This is a genomic window from Streptomyces hygroscopicus subsp. hygroscopicus, assembly GCF_030269125.1.
Lineage (GTDB): Bacteria > Actinomycetota > Actinomycetes > Streptomycetales > Streptomycetaceae > Streptomyces > Streptomyces hygroscopicus_C.
This window is the reverse complement of record NZ_BSSM01000008.1, coordinates 224,616-240,794: the sequence shown is the minus strand read 5'-3', so window position 1 is coordinate 240,794 and position 16,179 is coordinate 224,616. Positions and strand designations below refer to the sequence as shown.

The window sequence follows — 16,179 nt, the reverse complement described above, 5'->3', positions numbered from 1 at the left end:
CATGCCGTTCATCCCGGTCCTGCACGCCGAGCTGATCAAGATCCGCACCCTGCGCTCGCTCGTCGGCTCCCTGGCCGCGGTCGTCCTCGTCACGGCCGCCTTCTCCGCGCTCGCCTCCGCGTCCCCCGACCGGAACGACCCCGACCCGCTGTTCTCGGCGTTCTTCGGAGTCAGCTTCGGACAGATCGCCGCCATCGCCTTCGGCGCGACGGCCGTGGCGGCGGAGTTCCGGGGCGGCGCGCTGCGGCTGACCCTGGCGGCCACCCCGGACCGGCCGCGCTGGTTCGCCGCCAAGGCCACCGCCATCGCCCTGCCCGCGCTCGCCGTCGGACTGCTCACGGGAGCGGTGACCCTCCTGGCCGGCAAGGCCGTCCTCGGCGCCGAGGGACCGAGCTGGGCCCAGGGGCTGCGCGGCGCCGTCGGCTGCGGCCTTCAGCTCACGCTGATGGCGCTGTTCTCGGCGGGCCTCACCGCCGTGCTCCGCAGCGGCGTCGCGACCCTGTCGATCCTGGTCCCGTTCCTGCTGATCGTGTCCTTCGTGATCGGCGACATGTCCTCGGGCATCGCCGACTTCCTGCCCGACCGCGCGGGCCAGGTCGTCCTGCACAGCACCTGGGACGGCCCGCTCGGCCCCTGGAGCGGCCTCGCGGTCTGCGCCCTGTGGACGGCGGCGGCCCTCCTCGCGGGCGCCTGGACGGTCACCCGCAGGGACGCGTGAGCTATCTCTCCGCGGCCAGCCGCAGCCGCTCGAACTCCTGAGCCATCGTCGCCGTCGTCCAATGCGCGTTCAGCCCACTGGGGTTGGGCAGGACCCAGATCCGGGTGTCCCCGATGGTCCGCTCCTGCGGCCCCACTCGGGCGCTGCGGTCGGCGAAGGCGGCGCGGTAGGCGGTCACCCCGACCACCGCGAGCCAACGCGGCGCGAGGTCCCGTACCTTCGCGGTCAGCAGCCGGCCGCCCTCGGCGTACTCCTCGGCGGTCAGCTCGTCCGCCCGCGCGGTCGCGCGGGCCACGACGTTGGTGATGCCGAGGCCGTACGACAGCAGGTCCGCCTGCTCGGCCGGCTCCAGCAGCCTCGGGGTGAAGCCGGACAGGTGCAGCACCGGCCAGAACCGGTTGCCGGGGCGGGCGAAGTGATGGCCGGTGGCGGCCGTCATCAGACCGGGGTTGATGCCGCAGAAGAGCACGCGGAGGCCGCCAGCGACCACGTCCGGGACGAGACGGTCGCGGGCGGCCTCCAGGTCCGCCTTGGTGGGACGCGGGGTCAGAGGATCGCCCCGGGGGTGTAGCCGGCGGCCTCCGGGCGCTGCTTGACGATCTCCTCGATCCGGCCGACCACCACGGCGACCTGGTCGGCGGCGGCGCCCGTGAAGGACAGCTTGTCGGCCATCAGCGCGGCCAGCTGCTCGCGGTCCAGCGGGAGGCGCTCGTCGGCGGCGAGCTTGTCCAGCAGGTCGTTGCGCTCGGCGCCCTGCTCGCGCATGGCGAGCGCGGTGGCGACGGCGTTCTCCTTGATCGCCTCGTGCGCGACCTCGCGGCCGACCCCGGCGCGCACGGCGCCCATCAGCACCTTGGTGGTGGCGAGGAACGGCAGGTAGCGGTCCAGTTCGCGGGCGATGACGGCCGGGAAGGCGCCGAACTCGTCCAGCACGGTCAGGAAGGTCTCCAGCAGGCCGTCCAGCGCGAAGAAGGCGTCCGGGAGCGCGACGCGGCGCACCACGGAGCAGGACACGTCTCCCTCGTTCCACTGGTCGCCCGCCAGCTCGCCGGTCATCGAGGCGTAGCCGCGCAGGATCACCATCAGGCCGTTGACGCGCTCGCAGGAGCGGGTGTTCATCTTGTGCGGCATCGCCGAGGAGCCGACCTGGCCGGGCTTGAAGCCCTCGGTGACCAGCTCGTTGCCGGCCATCAGCCGGATCGTCTTGGCCAGCGAGGACGGCGCCGCCGCCAGCTGCACCAGCGCGGTGACGGCCTCGTAGTCCAGCGAGCGCGGGTAGACCTGGCCGACGGAGGTGAACGCCTGGGAGAAGCCCAGGTGGGAGGCGATCCGCTGCTCCAGCTCGGCGAGCTTGGCGGCGTCGCCGCCCAGCAGGTCCAGCATGTCCTGCGCGGTGCCGACCGGGCCCTTGATGCCGCGCAGCGGGTAGCGGGCGAGCAGCTCCTCGACGCGGCCGTAGGCCACGAGCAGCTCGTCGGCGGCGGTCGCGAAGCGCTTGCCCAGGGTGGTGGCCTGCGCGGCCACGTTGTGGGAGCGGCCGGCCATGACCAGCTCGGCGTACTCGCCGGCCAGCTTGCCCAGGCGGGCGAGGACGGCCACGGTGCGGTCGCGCATCAGCTCCAGGGACAGCCGGATCTGGAGCTGCTCGACGTTCTCCGTGAGGTCACGGGAGGTCATGCCCTTGTGCACGTGCTCGTGCCCGGCGAGGGCGTTGAACTCCTCGATCCGCGCCTTCACGTCGTGCCGGGTGACCTTCTCGCGCTCGGCGATCGAGGCCAGGTCCACGGTGTCGAGGACGCGCTCGTAGTCGGCGATCGCCTCGTCCGGCACCTCGATGCCGAGGTCCTTCTGGGCCCGCAGCACGGCGAGCCAGAGCTGCCGCTCCAGCTTCACCTTCTGCTCGGGCGACCAGAGCGTGGCGAGCTCGGTGGAGGCGTAGCGTCCGGCGAGGACGTTCGGGATGCGGGGCTTGGCGGGCGCTGAAGTCACGTAACCGGATTCTACTGGCGATTCGTGCAGCTCAGCGCCACCGGGGTGTTCGTCGGAAGCTACGAGAGCCCACGTGCCCTGTTATGCCTGCCCCTCGTATGCCTCGTATGCCTCGCCTCGTCCGCCTCGTCCGCCTCGTCGGCCGCCGCGAAGGGCTGAGCGACCGCCGACGACGCGCACCGGCCCCGGACCCGCGTGCGTCATCGGCGTAGCTCTGCGCCCCCCGGGGCGGGCCCGGTGGAGGCGCGGACGACCAGCTCGGTGGCCAACTCCATGCGGGCGGGGCGCCGGGTGCCGCCCTCCTCGCTCCTGGAGAGATCGATCAGGAGCCTGACCGCCGCCGCACCCAGTTCGGTGCTGGGCTGTCTGACGGTCGTCAGCCCTGGGCTGACGCAGTACGCCTCGGGCAGGTCGTCGAAGCCGATGACGCTGACGTCCTCGGGAACGCGCAGGCCGCGAGCGCCAAGCGCGTCGTAGATGCCGAGCGCCATGGGGTCCGAGCAGGCGAAGATGCCCGTGATCCCCGGGTCCTTGTCGAGCAGGGTGTGGGTGGCGGTCGCCGCCTTGGCGCGATTCCACCCGCCATAGGCCACGGACACCGTGGCACCGCCGGCGGGTGCTGTGTCGGCTGCCGCACGGAAACCGTCGACGCGTGCGCGGCTGTAGAGGTGACGGGCATGGCCGGCGACGACCCCCATCCGCTCGTGGCCGAGAGACAGGAGATGCTCGCCGGCCATGCGGCCACCGTCCCAGTTCGCCACGCCGATGCTCGCCACCCCTGGTGGCGGCGTGCTCATCGGGTCGATCAGCACCACGGGCACGCCTGCGGCGAAGAGCGCGTTGAACTGCCGCGACGTGGGATCGACCAGCGTCCCGATGGTGCCGACGCCGCGCCTCCTCAGGACCCGCGACACCCAGTCGCCGTGCGGCTCGGCGAGCGTCAGTACGACGTCCAGTCCCGCCGCTGCCGCCTCGCGCCCCACCCCGGCTATCACCAGGTTCGCCCACGACCCCTCGAAGTGGGTGACCACGAGTGTGAGTACGTGGGACAAGCCGCTCTCGTCCCGGACGCTTTCGATCTTGGCCCCGCCCCGGCGGGTGTAGCCGACGGTTCGCACGGCTTCCATGACCTTCGCGCGCGTCTCGGCCGAGACGTCGGTTCCGCCTCGCAGCACCTTGGACACGGTGGGCACGCTCGTGCCAGCGGTCTCGGCGACCAATGACAATGTCGGGCGTGATCCGACGGGTCGGGGGGACATGAGGACAGGCTATCCAGCGAGGGGGCGTTTCAGGACGGCGGGTGGGACGCGGCCGGCACCCGAGCAGGCCGCGGACGAGGGCTTCCGAGCGGTTCGCCGGCGGTCCGGACATGCCGCACGACGCCCCGGCGGCGCGGTCGCGGAATGCCGCGTGCGACCCCGCACGGACGCAGGTGTCGCACGTGGCCGAACGCCGAGCCTCACGCCGAGGGCGCCTGGGCCGGGGCGTACTCGAACCAGTCGAAGGCGACCACGCCCTCGGTGGCGTACATGCCGATGACGCGGCCGGTGAAACCGCAGGCGACCTCGGTGGACAGGTAGCGCCCGTCCAGTTCGGCGAGGGGGTGGGCGTCCGCGGCGTCGGGATCGCCGAGCCAGAAGGCGATGGTGTCGGGGCCGGTGGTCCCGCCATCGGTGAGTTCGGGCGACGCGGGTACGAGGTCCGACGTCCGGATCGCGACGGTGAGGGTGAGCGTCCCGTACGGAACCGGTCGGCTGGCCACGGTCTGGCGCAGCGGGCCGATCCGGGCGATGACGCCGACCTCTCCGGCCCCTGCCTCCAGTTCGAAGTGATGGGCCTCGTCCAGGCGCACGCTGAGGCCGCCGCGTCCCGTACCCGGGTCGATCGCCGCGGTGACGCGGCAGTCGTGGTGCTGCTGGCGGCGGCCTACGAAGGTGTACCCGGGGCGGTCGAGGGTGGCGCCGGTGGCGCTGAGGGACAGCCAGCCAGGGCGCTCGGTGAGCGACCAGGAGTCCTCGGGGCGGGTGAACGGCGAGATCCAGTGCGGGGCGAGGGCCGACTCGTCGAAGTCGTCGCGGGCGGGCGGGGCCGGAACGGGGTGCCAGGCACCGCCCGGCGCCGGGTGGCTCTCGGGAACGGGCGCGACGACGGGCCAGCCGTCTTCGTCCCACTCCACGGGGGTCAGGAACGTCTCGCGGCCGAGCACGTGCACGTCGGGCGTGAAGCCGCGGGGCCGGACGCCGAGCAGCACCATCCACCAACTCCCGTCGGGAGCCTCCACCAGGTCGGCGTGGCCGGTGTTCTGGATGGAGCGGGCGGTACCGCTGTGGGACAGCAGGGGGTTGGCGGGCGCGCCTTCCCAGGGGCCGCGCGGCGAACGGCCGCGGGCCATGGACACGCTGTGGCCGCGCTCGGTGCCGCCTTCCGCGATCAGCAGGTACCACCAGTCGCCGATGCGGTAGAGATGGGGTGCCTCGGGGAACTTGAGGCCGCTGCCCGACCAGGTGGCGAACGGACCCTCCAGCACCTTCCCCTCGACCGGGTCGATCCTGGCCATGTTGACGCCGCCCGCGGTGCCGGAGAAGGCGCACCAGCAGGTGCCGTCCTCCTCCCACGCCAGATCGGGGTCGATCCCGTGCAGGTCGATCCACACCGGGTCGCTCCACGGTCCCTCGGGCCGCTCGGCCGAGACGACGAAGTTGCCGCCGCCGTCGATGTTGGTGCCGATGACCCAGTAGCGTCCGTCGTGGTGGCGGATCGTGGGGGCGTAGAGGCCGCCGGACGCCTTGGCGCCGGGGAGGGGCAGCGGCAGTTGCTCGGGCCGGTCGAGCACGTTGCCGATGAGCTCCCAGTGCACGAGGTCCTTGCTGTGGAAGAGCGGCAGCCCGGGGAAGTACTCGAAGCTGGAGCACACCAGGTAGTAGTCGTCACCGACTCGGCACACGCTCGGATCGGGGTGGAATCCGCTGATCACGGGGTTGTCGTACGTACGCACAGAATGTGTCCCTTCGAACCGTCGAGCACCTTGGCGGGTTTCGGGCCGAGCGCGGCGCCGGGTCTGCTTCGTGTCGTCGTCCGCTTCGTGCCGTCGCTCAGCGGAGGGCGATCGCCGTCCACGACACCGGTGGCAGCTCGATCGTGAGCACACCGTCGGCGAGTGTCGCGCTCTTGTTCGCGGACGGGGCCACCCGTTGCTGCTCGACGAGCGTGTTCTTCGCGTACACGTCGGAGTCGGCGAGCGTGACCGCCTCGCCGACGCGCGACGACCCGAGGCCGCGGACGTCGATCGTCACCTGCGCGGCCTCCCGGAGGTCGCGGTTGACGAGGAAGACCGCCGCCCGGTCCTCGTCGACGGTCGCGACGGCGTCGATGACGGATACCTCGCCATGGCGCGCCGTCGTGTACGCCGGCGCCTCGATCACGGGCCGGATCACCTCGCCGGAAGCGAGCCGGCTCGTGATCGAGAAGGGGTAGAAGGTCGTCTGCCGCCAGGCCGGGCCGCCGGGCTCGGTCATGATCGGCGCGATCACGTTGACGAGCTGCGCGAGCGATGCCGAGGTGACGCGGTCGCTGCGCTTGAGGAGGGTCATCAGGAGGTTGCCGACGACGACGGCGTCCGCCACCGTGTACACGTCCTCGAGTTGCCGAGGGGCGTGCCGCCATTCGCCGTTGACCTCCTGGGACTCCTGATGCTCCTTGAGGTACCAGACGTTCCACTCGTCGAAGGAGATGTTGATCTTCTTGTTCGAGCGTCTCTTGTTCCCCACGTGGTCGGCGGTCGCGACGACGGTGTCGATGAAGTAGTCCATGTCCGTCGCCGAGGCGAGAAAGGAGCCGAGGTCGCCGTCGTGCTCCTGGTAGTACGCGTGGCACGAGACGTAGTCGACATGGTCGTAACTGTGCTCGAGCACCGTCCGTTCCCAGTCGCCGAACGTCGGCATGCCGGACCCGGAGGAGCCGCAGACGACGAGTTCGAGGTCCTTGTCGGCCGTCTTCATCGCGGCGGCGGTGCGGGCGGCGATCTTGCCGTAGTCGTCCGCCGTCATGAAGCCGGTCTGCCACGGCCCGTCCATTTCGTTGCCGAGGCACCACATGCGCACGTTGTGCGGCTCCGGTGTGCCGTTGGCGATGCGCAGGTCGGAAAGTGCCGTGCCGGACGGGTGGTTGGCGTACTCGAGCAGGTCCAGGGCGGGCAGGATGCCTCGCGTGGCGACGTTGACCGCCAGCATCAGCTCGGAGTCGGTGAGCTTGAGCCACTTGGCGAACTCGTCGAGGCCGACCTGGTTCGATTCGAGCGAATGCCAGGCGAGGTCCCGGCGCACCGGACGCTTCTCGCGCGGGCCGACCGAGTCCTCCCAGCGGAAGCCGGAGACGAAGTTGCCACCCGGATAGCGGATGGTCGTGCTGCCGAGCTCCCTGACGAGTTCGACGACGTCCATGCGGAACCCGTCGTCGTTCGCGCCGGGGTGCTCCGGCTCGTAGAGCCCCGTGTACACGCAACGGCCGAGGTGCTCGACGAACGAGCCGAAGGTGCGGCGTCGGACAGGAGCGATGACGGCGAGCTTGTCCAGCTCGATACGGGCGCGGGGCAATGCGTGGGTCCTTTCCAAGGGGTGGCGCGGGACGTGCCGCGGCCTGAGCGGTGCCACCCGTCAGCGGTCTGCCCCTGCCGGAGGCACGGCAGGGGCAGGCGTGAGACGGCCGGTGCGGTCCTGGTGCCGGTTTCAGCCCTTCACAGCGCCGGTGAGTCCGCCGACGATCCGTTTTTCGAAGATCGAGAAGAAGACGAGCGCGGGCAGCATGGCCAGGGAGGTGAACGCGAGAACCTTCGCGGTGTCCTGGGAGTACTGCGAGGAGAACGCCTGGACGCCGAGCGGCAGGGTGTAGTTCGCGTCCGAGTTGAGGATGTACAGGGGCAGGACGTAGTTGTTCCAGCTGCCGATGAACGCGAGGACACCGACGGTCACCACGCCGGGCAGGGACAGCGGGATCATCATGCGGAAGAAGAACCCGAGCCGGCTCGTTCCGTCGATCGTGGCGGCCTCCTCGATCTCGTGGGGAACGGCTCGCAGGAACGGCACCAGGATGATGACGGTCGTCGGGAGGCCGAAGGCGATCTGCGGGACGATGATGCCGAACAGGTTGTCGACGAGGCCGATGTTCTTGATGACGATGTACAGCGGGGTGATCGCGATGACCATCGGGAACATCAGGCCGGCGGCGAACAGCGAGTACATCGCGCCCTTGAGCTTGAAGTCGTAGCGCGCGATCACGAAGCTGACCATGAGGCCGAGGACGACGATGCCGATGGTGCTCACGAGGGCGACGATGACGGAGTTGGCGAACTCGCCCCAGAACCTCCTCGACCCCAGGACGTCGGCGTAGTTGGTGAGGACCCAGGGGTGCGGCAGGGCGGCCGGATCCGTGGTGATCTGCGAGTTGGTCCGGAATCCGCCGAGCACCATGTAGAGCACGGGTGCGACGCAGACCCCGATGAAGAGCAGCGCGACGAAGTAGGTGAGGGGACTGCCCCACTTCTGCGGCTTGTCGCGGCGGTCGGTGGGTGCGTTCGGCCGGGTGGCTGAGGAGGACCAGGATTCGGCGGTCGTCGCGCTCATCAGGCGGCTCCTCCGGTGACGGCGCCCTGGAGGTCGCGGCGCAGGACGAAGCGCTGGTAGACGAGCGCGACGAAGAGCGAGATGAGGAACATCACGACCGCGATGGCGCTGCCGTAGCCGAAGTTGCCCGCATTGCGGCCCTGGGCGACCATGTAGATCGCCATGCTCGAGGTGCCCGCGGTGGCCGAGACGTACGGGCCCCAGATGATGTAGACGAGATCGAACAACTGCAGCGAGCCGATGATCGACAAGAACGCCCAGATGCGGATCGTCGGCCCCAGCAGCGGCAGCGTGATGCGGCGCTGGATCTGCCAGTAGGAGGCGCCGTCGATCTGGGCGGCCTCGAAGAGCTCGTCGGGTATCGACTGAAGGCCGGCGAGCATCAGGATCACCGCGAAGCCGATGTACTTCCAGGAGATGATGCCCATCAGCGTCCAGATGGCCAGCTTCGGGTCGGAGAGCCAGTCCGCCTGCATCGAGCCCAGGCCGATGTGCTCCAGGAGGTCGTTGAGGGCGCCGTTGGTCTGGAGCATCAGGCTCCAGCCGATTCCGACGATGACCTCGGAGACCACGTAGGGCACGAAGATCAGGACGCGGATGACCGAGCGGCCGCGGATCTTCTGGTTGAGCAGGAGCGCGAGGCCGATCGCCAGCGGGCCCTGGACGACCAGGGAGAGCACCAGGATCAGGAAGTTGTGCTGCAGAACCTCCTGGAACGCCGGGTCGGTGAGGATCAGCTTGTAGTTGTCCAGGCCGACCCAGTCGGTGGGCGCCCCGTAGCCCTTCCACCGGTAGAAGCCGTAGAACGCGGCGAGTACCACCGGGAAGATCACGAACGTCAGGAACATGATGATCGCCGGTCCGGACAGGACCGCGATCTCGAGTCGCTTCTTGGCACGGCCGCGGCGGCGCGCGGCCGCTCGCAGCGAAGCCGGCGACGCGGACACGGCCGTCTCCCCGGCTCCGAGCGTGCCCTGCGACTGGCGGCCGGTGGCCGTGTCAGTGCCCAGGGTCTTGCTCATGGTCTGCTTACTCAGCCCTTCGCGGCGGCGGCGTCGGTGTCCTTGGCGATGTCCGCGGCGGTGCCCTTGCCGGCCAGCAGGTTCACGACGGCGGTGTTCATGGCGTTGCCGACGTTCTGGCCGTACATGGTGTCGAGGAACTGCATGGAGTAGGCGGCCTTGTTGAAGGCCCGCAGCGCCGAGACGTTGTAGGAGTCGGTGACGACCTCCTGGGCGTCCTTGTTCACCGGGATCGTGTAGAATGCCTTGGCGTAGGCCTTCTGCTGGTCCTTCGTCACCAGGAACTCAAGGAAGCCGAGGGCCTCCTTCGGCGCGTTCTTGGACAGCGAGTATCCGTCGAGACCACCCATGATCGCCGTCGGACTGCCCTTGCCACCGGTCACGGCGGGGAAGGGGAACCAGCCCAGGTCGGGAAGCTGTTTCTTGTCCGGGGTCAGGCTGGCGAACACCCCCGGCTGCCAGTTGCCCATCAGTTCCATGGCCGCCTTGTGGTTCGCGACCATGCCGGCCGACGACCCGGCACCCTGCTGCGACGAGGTCGTCAGGAAGCCCTTCTGGAAGGGGTCGGCCCTGAGGAAGGACGCCAGGTCCTCGCCGGCCTTGGTCCAGCACGGATCGGTGAACCGGAGCTCTTTGCCGGCCTTCGTCATGGTGTCCTGGCTGCACTCGCGCAGGGCGAAGTTGTAGTACCAGTGCGCGGCGGGCCAGGCGTCCTTGGCCCCGACCGCGATCGGCGCGACGCCGGTCTTCCTCAGTTTCGCGACATCGGCCTCGAGCTCGGCCATCGTCGTCGGCGGCGCGGCGATGCCGGCCTTCTCGAACAGGTCCTTGCTGTAGTAGACGCCCTCGGGCTGCGTGTCGACCGGCATGGCGTAGACCCTGCCGTCGATGGAATAGCCGGCGACAGCCGCCGCGCCCGCGTTGGCCTTGTCGGTGGCGGTCAGGTTCAGCGCCTGGACCTGGCCGGCGTCGACCATGGCCTGCATCTTGCCGCCACCGCGCTGGAGGAAGATGTCCGGCGCCGCGCCCGAGTTGAGCGCCGTCTGCAACTTGCCGTCGAAGTCCTCGTTCTGGATCGCCTGGATCTTGATCGTGACGCTCGGATGCAGCGAGTGGTACTCCTTCGCCGCGGCCTTCCAGTACTCCTCACCGGGCCCAGGCTGCGCGTTCTCCCAGACGGTCAACGTGACCTTGCCGCCGGACGAACCGCCGTTGCCCGTGCCGCCGCTGCCGGCGCAACCGGTGGCGGCCAGTGCGATGCCCAAGCCGATCGCGACAGCCGTCGCGCCGCGTGTGTTCCTCGTCATCTGGGGACTTCCTGATCTTTCGTCATAGACACAATGCGAAAAGTTGCGCAAACTAATGGCCTGTTGACCGTCGAAGGCCCTGCGTGTGCGCCGATCCGGGTGCGGCGGGCCGACCGCGGCGGCAGCGAGAGTCGGACACGCGCACACGCGTCCGCGGCGATCACTGCAACCTGTTTTTCCCGGCTCCAGGCATGCTCGTGTGGACGTGCCAGGGGGACGGGTGTAACCATACGGAGTCGTATCCGTTACGGGGAGGTGCGGGTCGATCGAGAGTATGCGCTCCGTCGAGAACGGCAGTCAACGAATAGTTTTCGAAAGTTCACCGAAACTTGTGAAGGGCTGTCAGGGCCGGCTCCCGAGCGAATCCGAGGGCCCGACCGATCCGCCCGTACGGCTGCGCCGCGCGCTGATGCGATCTCCTGAGGCCGTGTGGCACGCCTGTTCGTCCGTGTCTGCGACGTGCACCCCGACGGCCGTTCCCTGACCGTCCGCGACGGCGTCATGGGAGGCGTCGGCGCGGCAGCGACCGACCCACGGCCCGGCGGGGACGGCTTCACCGGGGTGGAAGTGCCGTTGTGGCCGGCCTTCCACCGGTTCGCGGCCGGTCACCGTATCGGCGTCCAGGTCGGCTCGGGCGCGCGTCCGCGTTACGCCCGCGACCCCGGCACCGGCGAACCCGCCGTCACGGCCACGGCCACCGTCCGTGCCGGGCAGGATCTCCCGCGACACCGCCCATCCCTCCCGGATCGACCTGCCGGTGTGGGCCTCATGACCGCCGTCCTTCCGGCCGCTTCGGGTCCACGGCCCGGCACGGGTGCCGCTGCCGGTCGCCGTGCCCGTGATGTCCGGGCACGGCCCGGACCGGACACCGGTGACGGTGCCGTCCGGGTCGGGCCTCCACCGCTGGTCGGCACCGCTGGTCGGCGTGCGGGCCGAGTCGCCGGGCTCGCCGGCGGGTACGGCCGTGCCGGAGCTGTGGCCCGACCGGGTCGCGGTGGCTCCCAGCGACCCCGCGTCCCCGGCACGCGTGTTCGGGGCGCGGTGAGCGAGGCGACACCGGGTGGCCGGAGCGGCTGCTGACAGCACTGCTCGTGGGCGCCTCCACCAGGATCTGGAACATCCGTGCGCGACGGCTGTGTGCCGCCTCGACCCGGGGCTTCGTTTGCTTCCGTTGGAGTGAAGAACGCGACGAGCCGCTGCCGTCGACGCCTCGACACGTCATGGTTCTTTCGAAGCGATCAGGACCGAAGGGAGCAGGGTCGTGAAGACGAGGCATGCGGGGACAGTCCTGGGCATGGCGGCGCTCGCCATGCTGACCGTTCCGGCGAACGCTCACGCCGCGGCGGTCGCCTGCGGCGGTGGCGTGTCGACCGGCCGGGTCGCCGTCAACGGCTGCATCAGCGCCCAGCGCGGAAAGGAAGGCAAGGTCTACACCCGGGAGATCACGGCGCACGTGAAACTGCGCAACACGGGACCAAGGGCGGCGAACGTCTCCTACGAGGCGTTCTTCCGGGTCGTCTCCGGTGGTCACTGGGTGAAGTTGGGCAGCGGTCGCACCTATGTCCCGGCGGGTGAGACGGTCGGGCCCACGGAGGTGGGAAGCTCGACCCGGGTGTGCGGCCCCGTGAGGGTCGAGATCCGCGTACACGCCCGTGCCGCCGGGAGTGGCTGGAGCGGCTGGTCCACCGCCGGCACGGCGCAGTGCCAGACCTGAGCGGCTGGACACCGGGGCGCCCGGCGTGCGCGGGCCCGTGACCGCAACGTCACCTTGTCCTCCGGCGACGCCGTCGAGCTGATCCGTCTCGCCGGCCGCGGCCTGCCCCGCTCGGTCGGCAGCGTCGCCCGGAGGTCCCTCGTCGCCGCCCTCGTCGAGGACAGGGGCATCGTCCGCTGGTGACCGCGTCCTCGGCGACCGGCACCCGGCGTCCCTCGACGCCGGCGCCTGCCGTCTCGCCGTTACCCGTGTGCCGGCCGAGCGCGGTCACCACCGGGGATGCCGTCGATCTCCGGCCCGGCCAGGACCTCGGTGCCGGAGACGCCCTGAGCACCGGGGTGGGGTAGCCGGGCGGTTCCGGGTCAGGGCTCCACCGGCCGCCAGTCCGTCACCGGGCCGGGGTTCGCGTGGTCCGCAGGGGTGACCCAGAAGGGTTTGCCCGACTCGGCGCTGACCTGGGCGCCCGTCCGGCCGTCCCCGGAGGACCGGCCGGTCAGCCGCCTGCCTATCCAGGGCAGCAGGTGCTGCCGGGCGAACCGGGCGTCCGCCACCCGGCGGTCCAGCCAGGCCGGCGGCGCGGTGGCCGGCATCGGCACCCGCCACTCGGGGTCCTCGGGCTCGTAGCCGAGCGTCTGCCAGACCGCCTCGGCCACCCGGCGGTGCCCCTCGGCCGTCAGATGCAGCCGGTCCACGTCCCACAGCCGGGGGTCGCCGAGGGCGGGGGCGCCGTAGAGGTCGACCACCAGCGCGTCGTGCCGGGCGGCCAGCTCGTCCACCGTGGCGAACAGCTCCTCCATGCGCGGCCGGAACCGCTCCAGGACCGGGCCCCGGCGGCCGGGGCTGCGCATCAGCACCAGGCGCTTGCAGGAGGGGGCCAGCCGCTCCACCGCCTCGGTCAGCAGTCCGCGCACCCGGCCCATGTCGCAGTTGGGCCGCAGGGTGTCGTTGAGGCCGCCGACCAGGGTCACCACGTCGGCGTTCATGGCGGCCGCCATGTCGATCTGCTCGTCGACGATCTGTCCGATCAGCTTGCCGCGCACGGCGAGATTGGCGTACCGGAAGCCCGGGGTGCTCGTCGCCATCCGCGCGGCGAGCACGTCCGCCCAGCCCCGGTAGGAGCCGTCGGGCAGCAGGTCCGACATGCCCTCGGTGAAGGAGTCGCCGACCGCGACCAGGCTGGTGTATGGGGGAGAAGTGGGATTCGTCTGCATGGCGGAAGCGATGGTATCCCGGCTCCATACCCGTCGGTCGGTCGGTGTGGACAACAGGGGGGAGCGCGGGAGAACCCGGGGACACGCGATGCTCAGGCCGGCTGTCCGAACAGCTCCCGCAGCACGTCCTCCATGGTCACGAGTCCCGCCAGCCGCCCGTCGTCGCCCAGCACGGCGGCCACATGGGTGCGGCTGCCGCGCATCGCCGTGAGCACGTCGTCCAGCGGCGTGCCCGCCCGCACCCGCGCGATGGGCCGCATGTCCCGCAGCTCGAACGGCGCCTGCCGCGGGGCGGCGTCCAGCGCGTCCTTGACGTGCAGATACCCGACGAGCCTGCGGCCCTCGTCGACCACCGGGAACCGCGAGAACCCCGACTCCGCCGACAGCCGCTCCAGCCGCTCGGGGGTCACGCCCACCTGCGCGTACACCACCCGCTCCAACGGCACCACCACGTCCTGCACCGGGCGGCTGCCCAGCTCCAGGGCGTCGTGCAGCCGCTCCTGCGCCCGGTCGTCGATCAGGCCCGCCTCGCTCGCGTCCTTGACGATCTCGGCGAGCTGGGCGTCCGTGAAGGTCGCCGCGACCTCGTTCCTGGCCTCCACCCGCAGCAGCTTCAGCAGCCCGTTGGCGAAGGCGTTCACCGTGAAGATCACCGGGCGCAGCGCCCGGGAGAGCGCGACCAGCGGCGGTCCCAGCAGCAGCGCCGCGCGCACCGGCTCCGCGAGCGAGATGTTCTTGGGCACCATCTCGCCCAGCAGCATGTGCAGATACGTCGCGAGGGCCAGCGCGATCACGAACGACACCGCATGGCCCACGCCCAGCGGCACGCCCACGGCGTGGAACACCGGCTCCAGCAGATGCGCGATGGCCGGCTCGGCGACCACACCGAGGACCAGTGTGCACAGCGTGATGCCGAGCTGGGCGGTGGCCAGCAGCGCGGAGACGTGCTCCAGGCCCCACAGCACGCTCCTCGCCCGCCGGTCGCCCTCCTGCGCGAGCGGCTCGATCTGCGAGCGGCGCACCGAGATCAGCGCGAACTCACCGGCCACGAAGAAGGCGTTGACCACGAGGGTGGCCAGACCGATCAGCAGCTGTACGGCGGTCATCGCGCCCCCTCCGTCGTCTCGTCGCGCTCGTCGTCCAGGGGCGCGTGCAGCAGCACCCGGGCGGCGCGGTGGCCCGAGGCGTCCACCACGTCAAGGCGCCAGCCCGCGATCTCGATCCGGTCGCCCACCTCGGGTATCCGGCCCAGCTCGGTCGCGACGAGCCCGGCCAGGGTCTCGTACGGCCCGTCGGGCACCCGCAGCCCGACGCGCGCGAGCTGGTCGGTGCGGGCGGCGCCGTCGGCCGAGTACAGGGCCCGGCCGCTCTCGTCCGCACCGGCCGGGGCGAGGTCGGGCGTCTCGTGCGGGTCGTGTTCGTCGCGCACCTCGCCGACGACCTCCTCGACGATGTCCTCCAGGGTCGCCACGCCCGCCGTGCCGCCGTACTCGTCTATGACGACGGCCATGGTCCGGCGGCCCGACAGCCGGTCGAGGAGCCGGTCGACGGTGAGGGACTCGGGCACCAGCAGCGGATCCCGCATCAGGTGCGAGACGCGGCGGTGGCGGCGGTGCTCGGCGGGCACCGCCAGGACGTCCTTGATGTGGACGGTGCCGACGACCGAGTCCAGGTTGCCCCGGTAGACCGGGAAGCGGGACAGGCCCGTCGCCCGGGTCGCGTTGGCCACGTCCTCGCAGGTCGCCTGCTCGTCGAGGGCGATGACCTGCACGCGCGGGGTCATCACGTTCTCCGCCGTCAGGTCGGCCAGGTTCAGCGTCCGCACGAACAGCTCGGCGGTGTCCGCCTCCAGCGCGCCCTCCTTGGCGGAGTGCCGGGCGAGCGCGGCCAGCTCCTGCGGTCCGCGCGCGGAGGCCAGCTCCTCGGCCGGCTCGAAGCCGAGCCGGCGCACGACATGGTTGGCCGTGTTGTTCAGCTGCGCGATGAAGGGCCGGAAGGCGGCGCTGAACAAGCGCTGCGGGGTGCCCACCTTCTTGGCCACGGCCAGCGGCGAGGAGATCGCCCAGTTCTTGGGCACCAGCTCGCCGACGACCATCAGGAACACGGTGGACAGCGCGGTGCCGAGCACCAGCGCGGCCGAACGCGCCGCGCCGCCGGACAGGCCCAGGGCCCGGAACGGACCGGCGAGCAGCCCGGCGATCGAGGGTTCGGCGAGCATACCGACGACCAGGTTGGTGACCGTGATGCCGAGCTGGGCGCCGGAGAGCTGGAAGGTCAGGTTCCGTACCGCCTTCAGGGCGCCTGCGGCGCCGCGCTCGCCGCGCCGGGCGGCCCGCTCCAGCTCGCCGCGCTCGACCGTGGTCAGCGAGAACTCCGCCGCCACGAACGCCCCGCAGGCCAGCGACAGCAGGATCGCCACCAGAAGGAGCAGCACTTCGGTCATCGGGTCACCCCCGTCCCATGATCGGACAGGGGACGACGGGACGCGCGGTGTCGCGGGCCGGGGGGCTCGCCCATGGGCGGACGCTCACTACCTCTCACGGAGAACCGAGTGCTCCCTCCAGGGTAAAGGATGGGCAAAGCAACCCCCGATTCCTGTG

The 16,179-nt window shown here is 70.9% G+C and carries 15 protein-coding genes and 1 pseudogene; 5 read left to right on the top strand and 11 right to left on the bottom strand.

The genetic code is table 11. The annotated features are described in order from the left end of the window. Position 1 precedes the first annotated feature (1 nt). Positions 2-718 carry an ABC transporter permease gene (locus tag QSK45_RS19790; RefSeq protein ID WP_285558673.1) on the top strand — a complete coding sequence of 239 codons (717 nt, stop codon included), beginning with the start codon at positions 2-4 and terminating at the stop codon, positions 716-718. Position 719: 1 nt separating this feature from the next. Here the strand turns inward: QSK45_RS19790 and mug are convergent, their stop codons facing one another. The 8 genes from mug to QSK45_RS19750 form a co-directional block, all read right to left on the bottom strand. Further along, positions 720-1,208, bottom strand: a complete 489-nt coding sequence (gene mug / locus QSK45_RS19785; RefSeq protein WP_285558671.1) for a G/U mismatch-specific DNA glycosylase — start codon at positions 1,206-1,208, stop codon at positions 720-722. A 56-nt stretch (positions 1,209-1,264) separates the two neighbouring features. Next, a complete protein-coding gene (gene purB / locus QSK45_RS19780) occupies positions 1,265-2,707 on the bottom strand; it encodes an adenylosuccinate lyase (RefSeq protein WP_285558669.1) in 1,443 nt (480 codons plus the stop codon). A gap of 200 nt (positions 2,708-2,907) precedes the next feature. Next, the gene (locus QSK45_RS19775) at positions 2,908-3,966 is read right to left on the bottom strand and encodes a LacI family DNA-binding transcriptional regulator (protein ID WP_285558667.1); all 1,059 of its coding nucleotides are present in this window, start codon (positions 3,964-3,966) and stop codon (positions 2,908-2,910) included. Positions 3,967-4,166: 200 nt separating this feature from the next. After that, positions 4,167-5,702, bottom strand: coding sequence for a glycoside hydrolase family 43 protein (locus QSK45_RS19770; protein ID WP_285558648.1), 1,536 nt, complete (start codon positions 5,700-5,702; stop codon positions 4,167-4,169). 97 nt (positions 5,703-5,799) lie between these two features. Beyond that, entirely contained in the window at positions 5,800-7,299 is a 1,500-nt protein-coding gene (gene arfA, locus QSK45_RS19765) for an arabinosylfuranosidase ArfA (protein WP_285558646.1), read from the bottom strand. 132 nt (positions 7,300-7,431) lie between these two features. Continuing rightward, positions 7,432-8,325: a carbohydrate ABC transporter permease gene (locus tag QSK45_RS19760; RefSeq protein ID WP_285558645.1), complete on the bottom strand. Its 894-nt coding sequence runs from the start codon at positions 8,323-8,325 to the stop codon at positions 7,432-7,434. After that, positions 8,325-9,347 (bottom strand): carbohydrate ABC transporter permease, encoded by a 1,023-nt coding sequence (locus QSK45_RS19755; protein WP_285558643.1) that lies wholly within the window; start codon positions 9,345-9,347, stop codon positions 8,325-8,327. The genes QSK45_RS19760 and QSK45_RS19755 overlap by 1 nt, the downstream gene beginning before the upstream one ends. 11 nt (positions 9,348-9,358) lie before the next feature. Continuing rightward, entirely contained in the window at positions 9,359-10,654 is a 1,296-nt protein-coding gene (locus QSK45_RS19750) for an ABC transporter substrate-binding protein (RefSeq protein ID WP_285558642.1), read from the bottom strand. 429 nt (positions 10,655-11,083) lie between these two features. Here QSK45_RS19750 and QSK45_RS38565 point away from each other — a divergent pair. The 4 genes and pseudogenes from QSK45_RS38565 to QSK45_RS19735 form a co-directional block, all read left to right on the top strand. Further along, positions 11,084-11,341: pseudogene (locus QSK45_RS38565) on the top strand (CocE/NonD family hydrolase C-terminal non-catalytic domain-containing protein); the annotation flags it as partial. 154 nt (positions 11,342-11,495) lie between these two features. Beyond that, positions 11,496-11,699 (top strand): hypothetical protein, encoded by a 204-nt coding sequence (locus QSK45_RS19745; protein WP_285558641.1) that lies wholly within the window; start codon positions 11,496-11,498, stop codon positions 11,697-11,699. A gap of 216 nt (positions 11,700-11,915) precedes the next feature. Beyond that, a complete protein-coding gene (locus tag QSK45_RS19740; RefSeq protein ID WP_285558640.1) occupies positions 11,916-12,368 on the top strand; it encodes a hypothetical protein in 453 nt (150 codons plus the stop codon). 54 nt (positions 12,369-12,422) lie between these two features. Continuing rightward, positions 12,423-12,551, top strand: a complete 129-nt coding sequence (locus QSK45_RS19735; RefSeq protein ID WP_285558639.1) for a hypothetical protein — start codon at positions 12,423-12,425, stop codon at positions 12,549-12,551. A gap of 179 nt (positions 12,552-12,730) precedes the next feature. On the opposite strand, the gene QSK45_RS19730 is transcribed toward QSK45_RS19735, so the two are convergent. From QSK45_RS19730 to QSK45_RS19720, 3 genes are all read right to left on the bottom strand, one after another. Further along, a complete protein-coding gene (locus tag QSK45_RS19730; protein WP_285558638.1) occupies positions 12,731-13,579 on the bottom strand; it encodes an SGNH/GDSL hydrolase family protein in 849 nt (282 codons plus the stop codon). A gap of 92 nt (positions 13,580-13,671) precedes the next feature. After that, entirely contained in the window at positions 13,672-14,685 is a 1,014-nt protein-coding gene (locus QSK45_RS19725) for a hemolysin family protein (RefSeq protein WP_285558637.1), read from the bottom strand. Further along, a complete protein-coding gene (locus tag QSK45_RS19720) occupies positions 14,682-16,022 on the bottom strand; it encodes a hemolysin family protein (protein ID WP_285558636.1) in 1,341 nt (446 codons plus the stop codon). Before QSK45_RS19720 ends, QSK45_RS19725 begins: the two co-directional genes overlap by 4 nt. Between the last annotated feature and the right edge of the window lie 157 nt (positions 16,023-16,179).

What these genes read in the sequence shown, in the direction of transcription:
- QSK45_RS19725 (WP_285558637.1), bottom strand. Translation starts at nt 14,685, where the DNA reads ATGACCGCCGTACAGCTGCTGATCGGTCTGGCCACCCTCGTGGTCAAC.
- QSK45_RS19745 (WP_285558641.1), top strand. Translation starts at nt 11,496, where the DNA reads ATGTCCGGGCACGGCCCGGACCGGACACCGGTGACGGTGCCGTCCGGG.
- QSK45_RS19790 (WP_285558673.1), top strand. Translation starts at nt 2, where the DNA reads ATGCCGTTCATCCCGGTCCTGCACGCCGAGCTGATCAAGATCCGCACC.
- QSK45_RS19775 (WP_285558667.1), bottom strand. Translation starts at nt 3,966, where the DNA reads ATGTCCCCCCGACCCGTCGGATCACGCCCGACATTGTCATTGGTCGCC.
- QSK45_RS19760 (WP_285558645.1), bottom strand. Translation starts at nt 8,325, where the DNA reads ATGAGCGCGACGACCGCCGAATCCTGGTCCTCCTCAGCCACCCGGCCG.
- QSK45_RS19755 (WP_285558643.1), bottom strand. Translation starts at nt 9,347, where the DNA reads ATGAGCAAGACCCTGGGCACTGACACGGCCACCGGCCGCCAGTCGCAG.
- QSK45_RS19720 (WP_285558636.1), bottom strand. Translation starts at nt 16,022, where the DNA reads ATGACCGAAGTGCTGCTCCTTCTGGTGGCGATCCTGCTGTCGCTGGCC.
- QSK45_RS19730 (WP_285558638.1), bottom strand. Translation starts at nt 13,579, where the DNA reads ATGCAGACGAATCCCACTTCTCCCCCATACACCAGCCTGGTCGCGGTC.
- QSK45_RS19750 (WP_285558642.1), bottom strand. Translation starts at nt 10,654, where the DNA reads ATGACGAGGAACACACGCGGCGCGACGGCTGTCGCGATCGGCTTGGGC.